Origin of the sequence: Pseudomonas sp. TMW 2.1634, assembly GCF_001703595.1 — a bacterium.
GTDB lineage: Bacteria > Pseudomonadota > Gammaproteobacteria > Pseudomonadales > Pseudomonadaceae > Aquipseudomonas > Aquipseudomonas fragi.
Window position 1 is genome coordinate 3614168 of sequence record NZ_CP016849.1, and the last position, 14968, is coordinate 3629135.

Genomic DNA, 14968 nt, shown 5'->3' on the forward strand with positions numbered 1-14968 from the left:
GAGCGCGAAGCGGTCGCCACATCAGAAATTGCGGTGTCTCTGTGCAATCGCGCACTCAGGGTTTGCGACCGCTGCGCGCTCGAACGCAGCCTTCGGCAGCTGCTACAGACGCCCGGCTGCGGCAATAGCAACAATCCCAAGGCCTTTTTCAAGCAACTGAATCCATTCATCTAAATTGCACTATATTGGTGCAACTATAGTTTGATAGTGCATTAACCAGCCCAATTTGGTTCAAAAACACTCGCAAGCCGGATTGCAGCGATATGCGCTCAAGTTGTAAACGCCTATTTCAGGGGGGCGACGCTTCTTTTCGGAGCCTTGGTTTGGTTTTTGCATTTTCCTTGCACCAGCGCTTCACCCGCGCACGCAATCCGGGATCGGCCCATGACCATCAGTGACGCCCTGCACCGACTGTTACTCGACAACCTGACCACCGCAACGCTTCTACTCAATGCCGACCTGCGCCTTGAGTACATGAACCCGGCGGCAGAGATGCTGCTGGCGATCAGCGGTCAACGCAGTCACGGGCAATTCATCAGCGAGCTGTTCACTGAGTCCACCGAGGCACTGCACTCGCTGCGCCAGGCGGTTGAGCAAGCACACCCGTTTACCAAGCGCGAAGCCATGCTGACCTCGCTGACGGGCCAAAACCTGACGGTGGATTACGCCGTAACGCCCATTTTGAGTAATGGCGGCACCCTGCTGCTGCTTGAAGTCCACCCCCGTGACCGCCTGCTGCGCATCACCAAAGAAGAAGCCCAGCTGTCCAAGCAGGAAACCAGCAAGATGCTGGTGCGCGGCCTGGCCCACGAAATCAAGAACCCGTTGGGCGGCATTCGCGGCGCGGCACAGTTGCTGGCCCGCCAACTGCCCGACGAAAACCTGCGCGACTACACCAACGTCATCATCGAAGAAGCTGACCGCCTGCGTAACCTGGTCGACCGCATGCTGGGTTCCAACAAACTGCCGTCGCTGGCCATGACCAACGTCCACGAAGTGCTTGAACGCGTGTGCAACCTGGTCGAGGCCGAGACCCAGGGCAGCATCACGTTGGTGCGTGACTATGACCCGAGCCTGCCCGACCTGCTGATCGACCGCGAACAAATGATCCAGGCAGTACTCAATATCGTACGCAACGCGATGCAGGCCATCGGCAGCCAGAACGAGCTGCGCCTGGGTCGCATCAGCCTGCGTACCCGCGCCATGCGTCAGTTCACCATTGGCCATATACGCCACCGGCTGGTCACCAAAATCGAAATTATCGACAACGGCCCGGGCATACCCGCCGAGCTGCAAGACACCCTGTTTTTTCCGATGGTCAGCGGCCGCCCGGACGGTACCGGGCTGGGCCTGGCCATCACGCAAAACATCATCAGTCAGCACCAGGGGTTGATCGAGTGTGAAAGCCACCCCGGCCACACACTCTTCTCGATCTTTCTACCACTGGAACAAGGAGCCGCATCGACATGAGCCGAAGTGAAACCGTGTGGATCGTCGACGACGACCGTTCAATCCGCTGGGTCCTGGAAAAAGCCTTGCAACAGGAAGGCATGACCACACAAAGTTTCGACAGTGCCGATGGGGTCATGAGCCGACTGGCTCGCCAGCAGCCTGACGTGATTATTTCCGATATCCGCATGCCGGGCTCCAGCGGCCTGGACCTGCTCGCCAAAATCCGCGAGCAGCACCCGCGCCTGCCGGTGATCATCATGACGGCTCATTCCGACCTGGACAGCGCAGTGGCGTCCTACCAGGGCGGTGCGTTCGAGTACCTGCCCAAGCCGTTTGATGTTGATGACGCCGTGTCCCTGGTCAAGCGCGCCAACCAGCACGCCCAGGAACAACAAGGCCTGGCCGTGGCGCCAACGCTGGCCCCCACTCCGGAAATCATCGGCGAAGCGCCGGCCATGCAAGAGGTGTTTCGGGCCATTGGCCGCCTGAGCCACTCCAACATCACGGTGCTGATCAACGGCGAGTCAGGCACGGGCAAAGAGCTGGTGGCCCACGCCCTGCACCGCCACAGCCCGCGCGCCGCATCGCCGTTTATCGCGTTGAACATGGCAGCGATCCCCAAGGACCTGATGGAATCCGAGCTGTTCGGCCATGAAAAAGGCGCTTTCACCGGCGCTGCGAACCTGCGCCGCGGCCGTTTTGAACAGGCCGATGGCGGCACTTTGTTCCTCGATGAAATCGGCGACATGCCGGCCGATACCCAGACCCGCCTGCTGCGGGTGCTGGCCGATGGCGAGTTCTACCGGGTTGGCGGGCACACGCCGGTCAAGGTTGACGTACGCATCATCGCCGCCACGCACCAGAACCTGGAAACCCTGGTGCAAGCCGGCAAGTTTCGTGAAGACCTGTTTCACCGCCTGAACGTGATCCGCATCCATATCCCGCGCCTGTCGGACCGTCGCGAAGATATCCCGACCCTGGCCCGGCATTTCCTCAGCAGCGCTGCGCAAGAGCTGTCCGTGGAGCCCAAGCTGCTCAAGGCCGAGACCGAGCAATACCTGAAAAACCTGCCGTGGCCGGGCAATGTGCGCCAGCTGGAGAACACCTGCCGCTGGATCACGGTGATGGCATCGGGTCGCGAAGTACATATCGGTGACCTGCCCCCGGAGCTGCTGAACCTGCAACAGGACGCCTCCCCCGTGACCAACTGGGAGCAGGCGCTGCGCCAGTGGGCTGACCAGGCGCTGGGCCGTGGCCAGTCGAACCTGCTCGACAGTGCCGTACCCACCTTTGAGCGGATCATGATCGAAACCGCGCTCAAGCATACGGCGGGCCGTCGCCGCGACGCTGCGGTGCTGCTGGGCTGGGGCCGCAACACCTTGACCCGCAAGATCAAGGAACTGGGCATGAAGATCGATGGCGACGAGGATGAGGGCGACGAGGCCTGAGGGCGCTTTTGATCTGACCGCACCACCCTCAAGCAACCTGCCCCAATATCGTGCACAGCTCTAGCCCAAGGGTTTGCGCCAAACCCGGAAACAAAATCAGCCCCCAAACAATAGCCCCGGATTCCGGGGCTTTTGCGTACTCAAGAAGCAATTTTCAGAAAAAAACAAAAACTGGCACGCGCCCTGCAATACCTATTACACGCAACACCGGTTTAGGGGACCTTGATACAGGCAGGTCAAGACTCCCCACTTTTACACTCGCAGCCTTGATGCCTTTTGCATCAACGCGCACAACGCTTTTGGGGAACCCGGTACAGGCAGGCTGGAATTCCCTCTTTTATTACTCTCGCAGGTTCACCTGCAACCGCCAGCGCCCATCCTGCGGCGCCCCGGCCCAATCGCCCTGCAAGGCACGGGCCGCCACCAGGGTCAGCAGCAACCCGCCATCTGTATCACGCAGCCGCCAATTCACGCTCTTGCCGTTAAACACCAACTGGCCGTTCTGCACCTTGCCCTTGGCATCGAACAACAACCCCAGCGTGCCGTCGACCAACTCGCCATGCAGCTTGGGCTCGGCGCTGAACCACACCACCAGGCCACCGGGCAGCACGTCCACCTGTTGCAGCTCAACCGGGGTTGGCGCGGTCAAACGACCGATCATCATCCCCACCATCACGCCCACTATCACCAAAGAACCCAAAACCCGTGGCCATAGTTTCGGTCGCGGGTCCTCTTCAGGCGTAGAATGCTGCCCATCTTTAAGTTCGGAGCCGTGCATGTTTCACGTCATCCTTTTTCAACCAGAAATTCCGCCGAATACCGGCAACATTATCAGGCTGTGCGCCAACAGCGGCTGCCACCTGCATTTGATCGAGCCTATCGGTTTTGAGCTGGACGACAAGCGCTTGCGCCGGGCCGGGCTCGATTATCACGAGTATGCGCCACTCAAGCGGCATGCCGACCTGGCCAGTTGCCTTGAAAGCCTGGGCCATCCGCGCCTGTTTGCCTTCACCACCAAAGGCTCGAAGCCGTTTCACGACGTGCAGTTTGCCGAGGGCGATGCCTTTCTCTTCGGCCCTGAAAGCCGTGGCTTGCCGCCTGAAGTGCTCGACGCCCTGGACGGCGATCACCGCCTGCGCCTGCCCATGCGCGAAGGCTGCCGCAGCCTGAACCTGTCCAACACCGTGGCGGTCGCCGTGTACGAAGCCTGGCGCCAGCAAGGGTTCAAGTAACCACACCACGCCTGTGGGAGCGGGCTTGCCCGCGATGCAGGCTACGCGGTGTACCTGTTGCACTGCAGCGATTCCATCGCGAGCAAGCCCGCTCCCACACACAAAAAAAGCGCCCTTAAGGCGCTTTTTTTGTGGCAATCGTCTGTTTATTGAACAGTCGGGCTGCCTTCTTCCTGCATGCGCTGCAATTCTTGCGCGTACAGGGCATCGAAGTTCACCGGAGCCAGCATCAACGCCGGGAACGAGCCGCGAGTTACCAGGCTGTCCAGGGTTTCACGGGCATACGGGAACAGGATGTTCGGGCAGAACGCGCCCAGGGTGTGGTTCATCGACGCTGGATCAAGGTTTTTGATCAGGAAGATGCCAGCCTGTTGCACTTCAGCAATAAACGCCACTTCGTCGCCGTTTTTAACGGTAACCGACAGGGTCAGAACCACTTCGTGGAAGTCGCCTTCCAGCGGCTTTTGACGGGTGTTCAGGTCCAGGCCAACGCTCGGTTCCCACTGCTGACGGAAGATCGCCGGGCTTTTTGGCGCTTCGAACGACAGGTCACGCACGTAGATGCGCTGCAGGGAGAATTGTGGAGCGGTGTCTTCATCGCTAACAGCAGCGGTGTTCTGTTGGTCAGTCATCACAGATCCTTGTTGATCTTGGGGCTTATAGAGAATGAGAGTCAGACGTTCAGCAGCGCATCCAATTTACCTGCGCGCTCAAGAGCAAACAGGTCATCGCATCCGCCAACATGCTTGTCACCGATCCAGATTTGCGGGACCGACGTGCGACCGGCCTTCTGCGCCATCTCGGCGCGTACCTGTGGCTTGCCGTCGACCTTGATTTCTTCGAAGGCAACACTCTTGTTCTCAAGCAGGGCCTTGGCCCGCATGCAGTAAGGGCAGTAGTCGCTGGAGTAAACGATGACCTTGGACATGCTTACTTCACCACTGGCAGGTTGTCGGCGCGCCAGCTGGAAATGCCGCCAGACAGCTTGGCCGCATTGTAGCCAGCCTTGAGCAGCTCACGGGCATGGCCGCCCGAGTGCTGGCCGGCAGCGTCAACCAGAATGATGGTCTTGCCCTTGTGCTTGTCCAGCTCGGCAATGCGCGCCATCAGTTTGTCTTGCGGGATATTAATAGCACCCACGATGTGGCCGGCGGCAAAATCCTTGGCCGGGCGAATATCAATCACCACACCTTCGTCGCGATTGACCAGGCCCGTCAGTTCGCCCGTGCTGATGCTGCGCCCGCCACGGCTCATCTCGTGGGCGATCAACAGCGCCAGCAGGATGACAAACGCGCCTACAAGCAGGTAGTGAGAAGTCGCAAATGCAATCAGGTGCTCAACCATCAGAAGGTTCCAGGGTCGTAAAATGTGGGCCAGTATACACAGCCACCTTGGTCGGCCAAACCCCGCCCGGCGGTGACGCCACATGAACTTCGCTTTAAACTGCGCGTCCTCTGCATACCTTCTTATAAACCAGCCACGAGTGGGATCTATGACTACCACGCCTAAACCTTTGGTCCTGATCATCCTGGATGGCTTCGGTCACAGTGAAAGTCACGAATACAACGCCGTTTATTCGGCCAAGAAACCGGTGCTGGATCGTCTTTGCGCGAGCATGCCGAACGGCCTGATCTCGGGTTCGGGCATGGATGTCGGTCTGCCTGACGGCCAGATGGGCAACTCCGAGGTCGGCCACATGAACCTGGGCGCCGGCCGCGTGGTGTATCAGGATTTCACCCGTGTCACCAAATCCATCCGCGATGGCGAGTTCTTTGAAAACCCGACCATTTGTGCCGCGGTCGACAAAGCCGTGGGTGCAGGCAAGGCCGTGCATATCCTGGGCTTGCTGTCCGATGGCGGTGTTCACAGCCATCAGGATCACCTGATCGCAATGGCCGAGCTGGCCTTTAAACGCGGCGCAGAAAAAATCTACCTGCACGCCTTCCTCGATGGCCGCGATACCCCGCCAAAAAGCGCGGCTTCGTCCATTGAGCTGCTGGACGAGGCGTTCAAGGACCTGGGCAAGGGCCGTATCGCCAGCCTGATTGGCCGTTACTTCGCAATGGACCGCGATAATCGCTGGGACCGCGTAGAGCAGGCGTACAACCTGATCGTCGACGGCAAGGGCGAGTTCAACGCCGCCACCGCCCAACAAGGCCTGGAAGCGGCCTACGAGCGTGGCGAAAGCGACGAGTTCGTCAAGGCCACCACCATCGGCGAGCCCGTGAAGGTTGAAGACGGCGACGCCGTGGTCTTCATGAACTTCCGTGCCGACCGCGCCCGCGAACTGACCCGCGTGTTCGTCGAAGACGACTTCAATGCCTTCGCCCGCGCCCGTCAGCCAAAGCTGGCCGGTTTCGTGATGCTGACCCAATACGCCGCCAGCATCCCGGCACCCAGCGCATTTGCCCCCGGCAGCCTGGAAAACGTACTGGGCGATTACCTGGCCAAAAACGGCAAAACCCAGCTGCGCATCGCCGAAACCGAAAAATACGCCCATGTGACCTTCTTCTTCTCGGGCGGGCGTGAAGAACCGTTCCCGGGCGAAGAGCGCATTCTGGTGCCGTCGCCGAAAGTCGCCACCTACGACCTGCAGCCGGAAATGAGCGCCCCCGAAGTCACCGACCATATCGTCGACGCCATCGAAAACCAGCGTTATGACGTGATTGTGGTCAATTACGCCAACGGCGACATGGTCGGCCACAGTGGTGTATTCGACGCCGCCGTCAAAGCGGTTGAGTGCCTGGATGCCTGCGTGGGCCGTATCGTTGAAGCGCTGGACAAGGTTGGTGGCGAAGCCCTGATCACCGCTGACCACGGCAACGTCGAGCAAATGGAAGACGAGTCCACAGGCCAGGCACACACCGCCCACACCTGCGAACCCGTACCGTTCATCTATGTGGGCAAGCGTGCGCTCAAGGTTCGCGAAGGCGGCGTACTGGCCGACGTGGCGCCGACCATGCTCAAGCTGCTGGGCCTGCCTCAGCCGCAAGAGATGACCGGCAAATCGATTCTGGTTGACGCATAAAACAATGCAATGCCTGTGGGAGCGGGCTTGCTCGCGATACCGGCGACGCGGTGCATCAGGCATTGTGTGGTGATGCTATCGCGAGCAAGCCCGCTCCCACAGGATCAACGGCTACAATTTCACCTTCATCCATTTCTTATAGGTGACGAGGGCGGGCATACTAGGCCGTCCCGTTCCCCAGGTGTCGCCCGCCCCATGCTTCGCGCCCTTATAGCCCTGACCCTCGCATGCCTGCTCCAACCGGCGTTTGCCGACGAGCGCGCGCAAACCCAACAGCAGCTGGATGCTACGCGCCAGGATATCAGCGAGCTGAAAAAGCTCCTGGGCAAGCTCCAGGAAGAAAAATCCGGCGTGCAGAAAGACCTGCGCGGCACCGAAACCGAAATCGGCAAGCTGGAGAAGCAGGTAGAAGCCCTGCAACAAGAACTAAAAAAGAGTGAAGGCGAGCTGCTGCGCCTAGATAGCGAGAAAAAAAAACTCCACAGCGCAAAACTTGAACAGCAACGCCTGATCGCCATTCAGGCCCGTGCCGCCTATCAGGGCGGGCGTCAGGAATACCTGAAGATGCTGCTCAACCAGCAAAACCCCGAGAAGTTCGCCCGAACGCTCACCTATTACGATTACCTGAGCGAAGCCCGCCTGGCCCAGCTCAAGGGGTTTAACGAAACCCTGCGCCAGTTGGCCAATGTCGAAGCCGATATCAACTTGCAGCAAGCGCAACTGCTGACCCAGAAAAGCAGCCTGGACACCCAGCGCGCCGAGCTCGACAAGGTGCGTGCAGAGCGTCAGCAAGTCCTGGCCAAGCTCAATACCGACGTCAAGGACCGCGACCAGAAGCTGCAGGCTCGCGAGCAAGATCAGGCCGATCTGGCTAAAGTCCTCAAGACCATCGAAGAAACGCTCGCCCGCCAGGCCCGCGAAGCCGAACAGGCACGACAAAAAGCCCTGATTGCGCAACAGGAAGCCGAGAAAAGACGCCAGCGCGAGGCGGCCTCGATGGCCACCGACGCCCCGCGCAAACCGGTGCAATCCACGCCGGGGCCATTGGTCTCCAGCGCAGGTGCGTCCTACGGCGGTGCTTTTTCTCAAGCCCGGGGCAAACTTCCGTGGCCGGTTGATGGTCGACTGCTTGCACGCTTCGGTGAAACCCGTGGCGACGACTCGCGCACCAAGTGGGACGGCGTGATGATCAGTGCCGGTGCCGGCACCCAGGTACACGCCGTACACGGTGGTCGCGTGGTGTTTGCCGACTGGCTGCGCGGTGCAGGCCAACTGGTGATTCTGGACCACGGTAATGGTTTCTTAAGCTTGTATGGCCACAATCAAACGTTGCTCAAGTCTGCCGGCGACGTTGTAAAAGCCGGCGAGGTGATTTCCACCGTGGGCAACAGCGGTGGTCAGGCCACGCCAGCACTGTATTTTGCTATTCGTCAGCAGGGACGCCCAAGCGACCCTGCACAATGGTGTCGCACTCAGGGATGAGTCCATCACCTTTAATACGTAGGAGTTCGCTCAACATGCCGCATTTGTCCCGCCTCAACTCGCTGGCCCTGACGATCGCTCTGCTGATCGGCTCGCCATTGGCATTTGCTGCCGAGCCGAGCATTCCGCCAGCCGGGGCTGCTACCAGCGCCAAGGCACCGCTGCCTCTGGAAGAGCTGCGCACATTTGCCGAGGTCATGGATCGGATCAAGGCCGCCTATGTTGAGCCGGTAGACGACAAAACCCTGCTGGAGAATGCCATCAAGGGCATGCTCAGCAACCTCGACCCGCACTCTGCCTACCTGGGGCCGGAAGATTTCGCCGAGCTGCAGGAAAGCACCAGCGGCGAGTTCGGCGGGTTGGGTATTGAGGTCGGCACTGAAGACGGCAACATCAAAATCGTCTCGCCGATCGACGACACCCCTGCCAGCAAGGCCGGCATCCAGGCCGGTGACTTTATCGTCAAGATCAATGGCCAGCCCACTCGCGGCCTGAGCATGACCGAAGCCGTGGACAAAATGCGCGGCAAGATCGGCCAGAAAATCACCCTGACCCTGGTGCGCAACGGCGGCACGCCTTTCGACGTGACCCTGACCCGCGCCAATATCCAGGTCAAGAGCGTCAAGGCCCAGCTGCTTGAAGATGGCTACGGCTATATCCGTATTACCCAGTTCCAGGTCAAGACCGGCGAAGAAGTGGCCGCAGCACTGTCCAAACTACGCCGCGAAAACGGCAATAAACGCCTCAAGGGCATCATCCTCGACCTGCGCAACAACCCGGGTGGCGTGCTGCAGTCGGCAGTTGAAGTGGTAGACCATTTCATCACCAAGGGGCTGATCGTCTACACCAAGGGCCGCATTGCCAACTCCGAGCTGCGTTTCTCGGCCACCGGCAAGGACCTGAGCGAAGGCGTGCCATTGGTGGTGCTGATCAACGGCGGCAGCGCCTCGGCGTCCGAGATCGTCGCCGGTGCCTTGCAGGATCAGAAACGCGGCGTGGTGATGGGCACTACCAGCTTCGGCAAAGGCTCGGTGCAAACCGTACTGCCACTGAACAATGACCGCGCGCTGAAGATCACCACGGCGCTGTACTTCACTCCGAACGGGCGCTCGATCCAGGCCCAGGGCATCGTGCCGGACATCGAAGTCAGCCGCGCCAAGATCACCCGCGAGCAAGACACCGAGTACTACAAGGAGGCCGACCTGCAAGGTCACCTCGGCAATGGCAACGGCGGTGCCGACAAACCGACCGGCTCCGGCCCCAAAGCCAAGCCAATGCCCCAGGACGATGACTTCCAGCTGAGCCAGGCCCTGAGCCTGCTTAAAGGCTTGAGCATCACTCGCGGCAACTGAGGTGCGTCTTTTCCCGGCCCTCGCCCTGCTCTGCTGCCTGACCGGTGCCGCCCACGCGGCACCGGCCAGCGCGCCCGCCACACCGCACAAGGCTTACTTGAGCCTGATCATCGATGACCTGGGGCAAAACCTGCCCCGGGACCGCCGCGTGCTGGCCCTGCCCGGCCCGGTCACCACCGCCGTGATGCCCGATACCCCCCATGCCGCCGAATTTGCCCGTGAAGCCCACAAGGCCGGCAAGATCGTGATCTTGCATATGCCGATGGACCCGGCCACCGGGCCTTTTGCCTGGCACCCGGACTTGCCGCTCGACGAACTGGCAAAACGCCTGGATGCAGCGTTCAAGGCTGTGCCCTACACCAGCGGCATCAACAACCATATGGGCAGCCGCATGACCTCCCAGCCGCAAGCGATGGCCTGGCTAATGGGCAATTTGCAGCAGCGCCATAAGTTCTTTGTCGACAGCCGCACCAGCGCGCAGACGGTCGCCGCAGCCGAAGCACAAAAGATCGGCCTGGCCAGTGTTTCACGGGATGTGTTTCTCGATGACGTGCGCACCGAGCAGGCGATCACCACACAGCTGCAAACCGCGATCAAGTTGGCGCACAAGCAGGGTTCGGCAGTGATGATCGGCCACCCCTATCCGCAAACCCTCGCTGTGCTCGAACGCGAGCTGCCCAGGCTCAAGGCCCAGGGCATTGACTGGATCGATATCAGGCAGATGATCGGCGTACGCAGCAACAAGGCGATGGCCGGGCATGGGAAGGACGGGGTTTACCGCTGAAAACGGGATACGCACCTGCTGGCTCTTGTGGGAGCTGGCTTGCCTGCGATGCAGGCATGCGGTCTGTCAGGCAAACCGGGGGGATACCATCGCGGGCAAGCCCGCTCCCACAGGTTAGGCAGTACCTGGGGTTACAGGTACTTCGCGCTGATCTTCTGTAGCACGCCCTCAGCCCTTAGCTGATCCAGCGCCTTCTGCAACTTGCTCACCAACTCGTCAGGCACATCCTTGTTCAGCGCCAGATACAACTCGGCCTGATGAAAGCGCAACACCGTCTTGAACCCGGAAATCCCCACTTGCCGCGCCAAAAACTGCCCGGCCGGCGCCCCCGTGGCCCACAGGTCGATTTGCCCGGCCTGCAACTTGCGGGCGTTGTCCTGATCACGCAACACGATCACCGGCGCCAGCCCCTGCTTCTCAAGGGACAGGGCAATGGCGTCGCCCTTGTAAGCCCCCACCCGATACTGGCGGGCCTGCTCAAGGGACGTCAGGGTAATCGGGCTATCCCCTCGGGCCAGCAACACCCAGTCGTCCGGGCCGATGGGCCCTACCCACTTGAACAGTTTTTCACGCTCGGGCACGCGGGCCGTGACGAATACGCCGTAGCCGGGGTTTTCAAGGGCCAGGTGATAGATACGCTCCCAAGGGAAACGCAGGGTCATGCTGTAGGAGATGTCGGCACGTTTAAAGGTTTCACGCAGGATATCGACGGCGATGCCTTCAATATTGTCGTTTTGCGCAAAATTCTTGCCGTTTTTGGCCATGTTGTAGGGCGGGAAGTTTTCAGTCAGCAATACGATCGACGGGTTCGACGTATCGGCCGCAAAAGCGGTGCTCGCCAGCCACATCGTGGAACTGACGAGAACAGGCAAAAAGCGTTTGAACATGACAGGCGACCTGAATCCATGGCGTGCTCAAGAGTGCCGTGGGCACGCCATGCTGTCCAGTAGCCTTTGGCCTTAACGGACGACGATTCCGCGCTCGGCCATGTACGCCTTGGCCTCTGGCACAGTGTATTCGCCGAAGTGGAAAATACTCGCTGCCAGTACCGCACTGGCGTGACCTTCAAGGATGCCGTCAGCCAGGTGCTGCAAGTTGCCCACGCCACCCGAGGCAATCACCGGAATGCCCAGCGCATCGCTGATGGCACGGGTCACGCCCAGATCGAAGCCACTTTTCATGCCGTCTTGATCCATGCTGGTCAGCAAGATCTCGCCAGCGCCCAGGCCTTCCATCTTCATGGCCCACTCGACCGCGTCGAGCCCTGTAGGCTTGCGCCCGCCGTGGGTGAAAATCTCCCAGCGCGGGGTTTCGCCCGGCAAGGAGACTTTCTTGGCATCAATGGCAACCACGATGCATTGCGAACCGAAATGCTGCGCAGCCTCGCCCACGAACTCGGGGTTGAACACCGCGGCAGTATTGATCGAAACCTTGTCGGCCCCGGCATTGAGCAGGTTGCGGATGTCCTGGATGCAGCGCACGCCGCCGCCCACGGTCAGCGGGATAAACACCTGGCTGGCCATGCGCTCGACGGTATGGAGCGTGGTGTCGCGACCATCGACGCTGGCGGTGATATCGAGAAAGGTAATCTCGTCAGCACCCTGTTCGTCGTAGCGACGGGCGATTTCCACCGGGTCGCCGGCATCGCGAATGTTCTCGAACTTGACGCCCTTGACGACGCGGCCGTTATCCACGTCCAGGCAAGGGATGATGCGTTTGGCCAGCGCCATGGGTCTCTCCTCAGGCCTTGTAGCTGTCGCAGAAGGCTTGCGCCTCGGCAACATCCAGCGTGCCTTCGTAGATGGCACGGCCGGTGATGGCGCCGACGATGCCCGGGGCCTTGGCATCCATCAGGGCCTTGATATCACCCAGGTTGTGGATGCCACCCGAAGCGATCACCGGGATGCTGGTAGCAGCAGCCAACGCAGCGGTATAGCTCACGTTACAGCCCTGCATCATGCCGTCTTTGGCAATGTCGGTGTAAACGATGGCCGACACGCCGTCCGCTTCAAACCGCTTGGCCAGGTCGATGACCTGCACGGTGCTGACTTCAGCCCAACCGTCGGTGGCCACGAAGCCGTCTTTGGCATCCATACCGACAATGATCTTGCCCGGGAATGCGCGGCAGGCTTCGGCCACGAACTCAGGGTTTTTCACTGCCTTGGTACCCAGGATCACATAGCTCACGCCCGCCTTGACGTAATGCTCGATGGTTTCCAGGGAGCGAATCCCGCCGCCGATCTGGATCGGCAGGTGCGGGTACAGCTTGGCAATGGCGGTGACCACTTCGCCGTTGACCGGCTGGCCTTCAAAGGCGCCGTTCAGGTCGACCAGGTGCAGACGGCGGCAACCGCCCTCCACCCATTTGGCAGCCATGCTCACCGGGTCATCGGAAAACACCGTGGAGTCTTCCATACGGCCCTGGCGCAGACGTACACAGGCACCGTCTTTAAGATCGATAGCGGGAATAATCAGCATGTGGCAAACCTTCAAATTCGGGAGTCTGAGACTCGGAAATCAGTTCTTCTCGAGCGCCCACAGATCGCTTTCGATGCTCTCGAACCTCTCTTTGAGGTGCGCTTGCACATCGAAAATCGCCCGATTGTAGTAATGCGGGGCGATTTCGCGGGTGAACAGCTCAAGGATTTCAGCCGCCTCGAACGAACCCAGGTCCAGTTCGAAGCGGTCTTCCATAAAGCGTTTGATCTTGCTGTTGGCTTCGCTCTCTTGCTCGGGGGTGAGCGTGAGAATCGGCGGCTTCTTGCGCGGCGCCATTACCAGCGGCCATCCCAGGCCGCGAAGTTTTCCAGCAGCTGCAAGCCGTGGGTATGGCTTTTTTCCGGGTGGAACTGCACCGCGAAGCGCGAGCCCTCGGCCAGCGCTGCGGCGAAATCAACGCCGTAATGCCCGCCACCGACTACCTGGCGAGGATTGCCCGCCGCAATGTAGTAGCTGTGTACAAAGTAGAAACGCGCCAGGTCGGGGATGCCGTGCCACAGCGGGTGATCGACTTTTTGCTGCACTTCGTTCCAGCCCATGTGCGGCACCTTGAGGTGCTCGCCGTCTTCGTGCAGGTCCTTGCCGAAAAACTTCACGGCGCCCGGGAACAGGCCGATGCAATCAACGCCGCCGTTCTCTTCGCTGCTGTCGAGCAAGGCTTGCATGCCGACACAAATACCGAGAAACGGACGATCCTGGCTGACTTCGCGCACCAGCGCGTCGAAGCCCAGGCGACGGATTTCCGCCATGCAGTCGCGAATCGCGCCCACACCCGGAAACACCACGCGGTCGGCTTCGCGAATCACGCTGGCATCGCTGGTAATCAGCACCCGGCCGGCGCCAACGTGTTCCAGCGCCTTGGCCACCGAGTGCAGGTTACCCATGCCGTAATCGATTACCGCCACTGTCTGCATCAGAGCACGCCCTTGGTAGAAGGCATTTGCCCGGCCATGCGCTCATCCAGTGCAACAGCCATGCGCAGGGCGCGGCCGAAAGCCTTGAACACGGTTTCGATCTGGTGGTGGGTGTTGGTGCCGCGCAGGTTGTCGATGTGCAGGCTGACGTTGGCGTGGTTGACGAAGCCCTGGAAGAACTCCTGGAACAGGTCAACGTCGAAGCCGCCTACGGTGGCGCGGGTGTAGGGAACATGCATTTGCAGACCCGGACGACCGGAAAAGTCGATGACTACACGGGACAGCGCTTCATCCAGCGGGACATAAGCGTGGCCGTAGCGGGTCATGCCTTTTTTGTCGCCGACGGCTTCGCTGAAGGCTTTACCCAGGGTAATGCCGACATCCTCGACGGTATGGTGATCGTCGATATGCAGGTCGCCTTTGCACTCGATGTCCAGGTCGATCAGCCCATGTCGGGCGATCTGGTCGAGCATATGCTCAAGAAAAGGAACACCGATATCGAATCGGGCCTTACCGGTACCATCCAAGTTGATCGAGGCTTTAATCTGGGTTTCCAGAGTATCGCGCTCGACTGACGCCTTACGTTCGGCCATCACCAGCTCCGCAAAATCATTGGGCGAAAAAGGTGGCCATTATAGGCACGGGTCAGGCAAACAGAAACATTAAGGGTGAGGCGGCTGACGTAATGCGCGTTGGCTCACAGGCCGCACCGCCTGAATCGCGAGCAAGCCCGCTCCCACAGAGACGCAATCCGTCTGTGGGAGCGGGCTTGCACGC

17 protein-coding genes are annotated in these 14968 nt (G+C 60.2%); 7 read left to right on the plus strand and 10 right to left on the minus strand.

All coding sequences use genetic code 11. The annotated features are described in order from the left end of the window. The first annotated feature begins 384 nt into the window (after positions 1 to 384). Both glnL and ntrC read left to right on the plus strand, forming a co-directional pair. A complete protein-coding gene (gene glnL, locus BFC21_RS17030; protein ID WP_088378457.1) occupies positions 385 to 1470 on the plus strand; it encodes a nitrogen regulation protein NR(II) in 1086 nt (361 codons plus the stop codon). Continuing rightward, positions 1467 to 2900 carry a nitrogen regulation protein NR(I) gene (gene ntrC, locus BFC21_RS17035; RefSeq protein ID WP_088378458.1) on the plus strand — a complete coding sequence of 478 codons (1434 nt, stop codon included), beginning with the start codon at positions 1467 to 1469 and terminating at the stop codon, positions 2898 to 2900. The genes glnL and ntrC overlap by 4 nt, the downstream gene beginning before the upstream one ends. 340 nt (positions 2901 to 3240) lie before the next feature. Here ntrC and BFC21_RS17040 read toward each other — a convergent pair whose 3' ends face one another. Beyond that, positions 3241 to 3678 (minus strand): hypothetical protein, encoded by a 438-nt coding sequence (locus tag BFC21_RS17040; protein WP_088378459.1) that lies wholly within the window; start codon positions 3676 to 3678, stop codon positions 3241 to 3243. Here BFC21_RS17040 and trmL point away from each other — a divergent pair. Next, entirely contained in the window at positions 3677 to 4132 is a 456-nt protein-coding gene (gene trmL / locus BFC21_RS17045) for a tRNA (uridine(34)/cytosine(34)/5-carboxymethylaminomethyluridine(34)-2'-O)-methyltransferase TrmL (protein WP_016783119.1), read from the plus strand. The two genes, BFC21_RS17040 and trmL, sit on opposite strands and share 2 nt — an antisense overlap. A gap of 146 nt (positions 4133 to 4278) precedes the next feature. Here trmL and secB read toward each other — a convergent pair whose 3' ends face one another. From secB to BFC21_RS17060, 3 genes are read right to left on the minus strand one after another with little or no spacing between them, the layout of a single operon-like run. Further along, positions 4279 to 4764 carry a protein-export chaperone SecB gene (secB, locus tag BFC21_RS17050; protein WP_003438592.1) on the minus strand — a complete coding sequence of 162 codons (486 nt, stop codon included), beginning with the start codon at positions 4762 to 4764 and terminating at the stop codon, positions 4279 to 4281. 41 nt (positions 4765 to 4805) lie between these two features. Beyond that, positions 4806 to 5060 carry a glutaredoxin 3 gene (gene grxC / locus BFC21_RS17055; RefSeq protein WP_088378460.1) on the minus strand — a complete coding sequence of 85 codons (255 nt, stop codon included), beginning with the start codon at positions 5058 to 5060 and terminating at the stop codon, positions 4806 to 4808. A gap of 2 nt (positions 5061 to 5062) precedes the next feature. Further along, entirely contained in the window at positions 5063 to 5476 is a 414-nt protein-coding gene (locus BFC21_RS17060; protein WP_086799305.1) for a rhodanese-like domain-containing protein, read from the minus strand. 148 nt (positions 5477 to 5624) lie between these two features. On the opposite strand from BFC21_RS17060, the gene gpmI reads away from it, so the two are divergent. From gpmI to BFC21_RS17080, 4 genes are all read left to right on the plus strand, one after another. After that, a complete protein-coding gene (gene gpmI, locus BFC21_RS17065; RefSeq protein WP_088378461.1) occupies positions 5625 to 7160 on the plus strand; it encodes a 2,3-bisphosphoglycerate-independent phosphoglycerate mutase in 1536 nt (511 codons plus the stop codon). A 195-nt stretch (positions 7161 to 7355) separates the two neighbouring features. Next, positions 7356 to 8642 carry a murein hydrolase activator EnvC gene (locus BFC21_RS17070; RefSeq protein ID WP_088378462.1) on the plus strand — a complete coding sequence of 429 codons (1287 nt, stop codon included), beginning with the start codon at positions 7356 to 7358 and terminating at the stop codon, positions 8640 to 8642. Between the two features lie 35 nt (positions 8643 to 8677). After that, complete coding sequence (locus tag BFC21_RS17075) at positions 8678 to 9994, plus strand: S41 family peptidase (RefSeq protein ID WP_016783114.1); 1317 nt, start codon at positions 8678 to 8680, stop codon at positions 9992 to 9994. Between the two features lies 1 nt (position 9995). Beyond that, positions 9996 to 10778 (plus strand): divergent polysaccharide deacetylase family protein, encoded by a 783-nt coding sequence (locus BFC21_RS17080; protein ID WP_095004361.1) that lies wholly within the window; start codon positions 9996 to 9998, stop codon positions 10776 to 10778. 131 nt (positions 10779 to 10909) lie between these two features. On the opposite strand, the gene BFC21_RS17085 is transcribed toward BFC21_RS17080, so the two are convergent. From BFC21_RS17085 to hisB, 6 genes are all read right to left on the minus strand, one after another. After that, positions 10910 to 11665: an ABC transporter substrate-binding protein gene (locus BFC21_RS17085; RefSeq protein ID WP_083369680.1), complete on the minus strand. Its 756-nt coding sequence runs from the start codon at positions 11663 to 11665 to the stop codon at positions 10910 to 10912. 72 nt (positions 11666 to 11737) lie between these two features. Next, positions 11738 to 12508, minus strand: coding sequence for an imidazole glycerol phosphate synthase subunit HisF (gene hisF / locus BFC21_RS17090; protein ID WP_003438568.1), 771 nt, complete (start codon positions 12506 to 12508; stop codon positions 11738 to 11740). 10 nt (positions 12509 to 12518) lie between these two features. Beyond that, positions 12519 to 13256 carry a 1-(5-phosphoribosyl)-5-[(5-phosphoribosylamino)methylideneamino]imidazole-4-carboxamide isomerase gene (gene hisA, locus BFC21_RS17095; protein WP_088378464.1) on the minus strand — a complete coding sequence of 246 codons (738 nt, stop codon included), beginning with the start codon at positions 13254 to 13256 and terminating at the stop codon, positions 12519 to 12521. A 39-nt stretch (positions 13257 to 13295) separates the two neighbouring features. Then, on the minus strand, positions 13296 to 13553 hold the full coding sequence (locus BFC21_RS17100; RefSeq protein WP_016783110.1) for a DUF2164 domain-containing protein: 258 nt from the start codon (positions 13551 to 13553) through the stop codon (positions 13296 to 13298). Continuing rightward, entirely contained in the window at positions 13553 to 14191 is a 639-nt protein-coding gene (gene hisH, locus BFC21_RS17105) for an imidazole glycerol phosphate synthase subunit HisH (protein WP_088378465.1), read from the minus strand. Before hisH ends, BFC21_RS17100 begins: the two co-directional genes overlap by 1 nt. Beyond that, positions 14191 to 14784: an imidazoleglycerol-phosphate dehydratase HisB gene (gene hisB / locus BFC21_RS17110; RefSeq protein WP_016783108.1), complete on the minus strand. Its 594-nt coding sequence runs from the start codon at positions 14782 to 14784 to the stop codon at positions 14191 to 14193. Before hisB ends, hisH begins: the two co-directional genes overlap by 1 nt. Between the last annotated feature and the right edge of the window lie 184 nt (positions 14785 to 14968).

Coding starts and splice junctions, on each gene's coding strand:
- hisA (WP_088378464.1), bottom strand. CDS start 13,256: ATGCTGATTATTCCCGCTATCGATCTTAAAGACGGTGCCTGTGTACGT.
- gpmI (WP_088378461.1), top strand. CDS start 5,625: ATGACTACCACGCCTAAACCTTTGGTCCTGATCATCCTGGATGGCTTC.
- hisB (WP_016783108.1), bottom strand. CDS start 14,784: ATGGCCGAACGTAAGGCGTCAGTCGAGCGCGATACTCTGGAAACCCAG.
- BFC21_RS17085 (WP_083369680.1), bottom strand. CDS start 11,665: ATGTTCAAACGCTTTTTGCCTGTTCTCGTCAGTTCCACGATGTGGCTG.
- trmL (WP_016783119.1), top strand. CDS start 3,677: ATGTTTCACGTCATCCTTTTTCAACCAGAAATTCCGCCGAATACCGGC.
- hisF (WP_003438568.1), bottom strand. CDS start 12,508: ATGGCGCTGGCCAAACGCATCATCCCTTGCCTGGACGTGGATAACGGC.
- glnL (WP_088378457.1), top strand. CDS start 385: ATGACCATCAGTGACGCCCTGCACCGACTGTTACTCGACAACCTGACC.
- BFC21_RS17070 (WP_088378462.1), top strand. CDS start 7,356: ATGCTTCGCGCCCTTATAGCCCTGACCCTCGCATGCCTGCTCCAACCG.
- BFC21_RS17060 (WP_086799305.1), bottom strand. CDS start 5,476: ATGGTTGAGCACCTGATTGCATTTGCGACTTCTCACTACCTGCTTGTA.
- BFC21_RS17100 (WP_016783110.1), bottom strand. CDS start 13,553: ATGGCGCCGCGCAAGAAGCCGCCGATTCTCACGCTCACCCCCGAGCAA.
- BFC21_RS17075 (WP_016783114.1), top strand. CDS start 8,678: ATGCCGCATTTGTCCCGCCTCAACTCGCTGGCCCTGACGATCGCTCTG.
- grxC (WP_088378460.1), bottom strand. CDS start 5,060: ATGTCCAAGGTCATCGTTTACTCCAGCGACTACTGCCCTTACTGCATG.
- secB (WP_003438592.1), bottom strand. CDS start 4,764: ATGACTGACCAACAGAACACCGCTGCTGTTAGCGATGAAGACACCGCT.
- BFC21_RS17040 (WP_088378459.1), bottom strand. CDS start 3,678: ATGCACGGCTCCGAACTTAAAGATGGGCAGCATTCTACGCCTGAAGAG.
- ntrC (WP_088378458.1), top strand. CDS start 1,467: ATGAGCCGAAGTGAAACCGTGTGGATCGTCGACGACGACCGTTCAATC.
- hisH (WP_088378465.1), bottom strand. CDS start 14,191: ATGCAGACAGTGGCGGTAATCGATTACGGCATGGGTAACCTGCACTCG.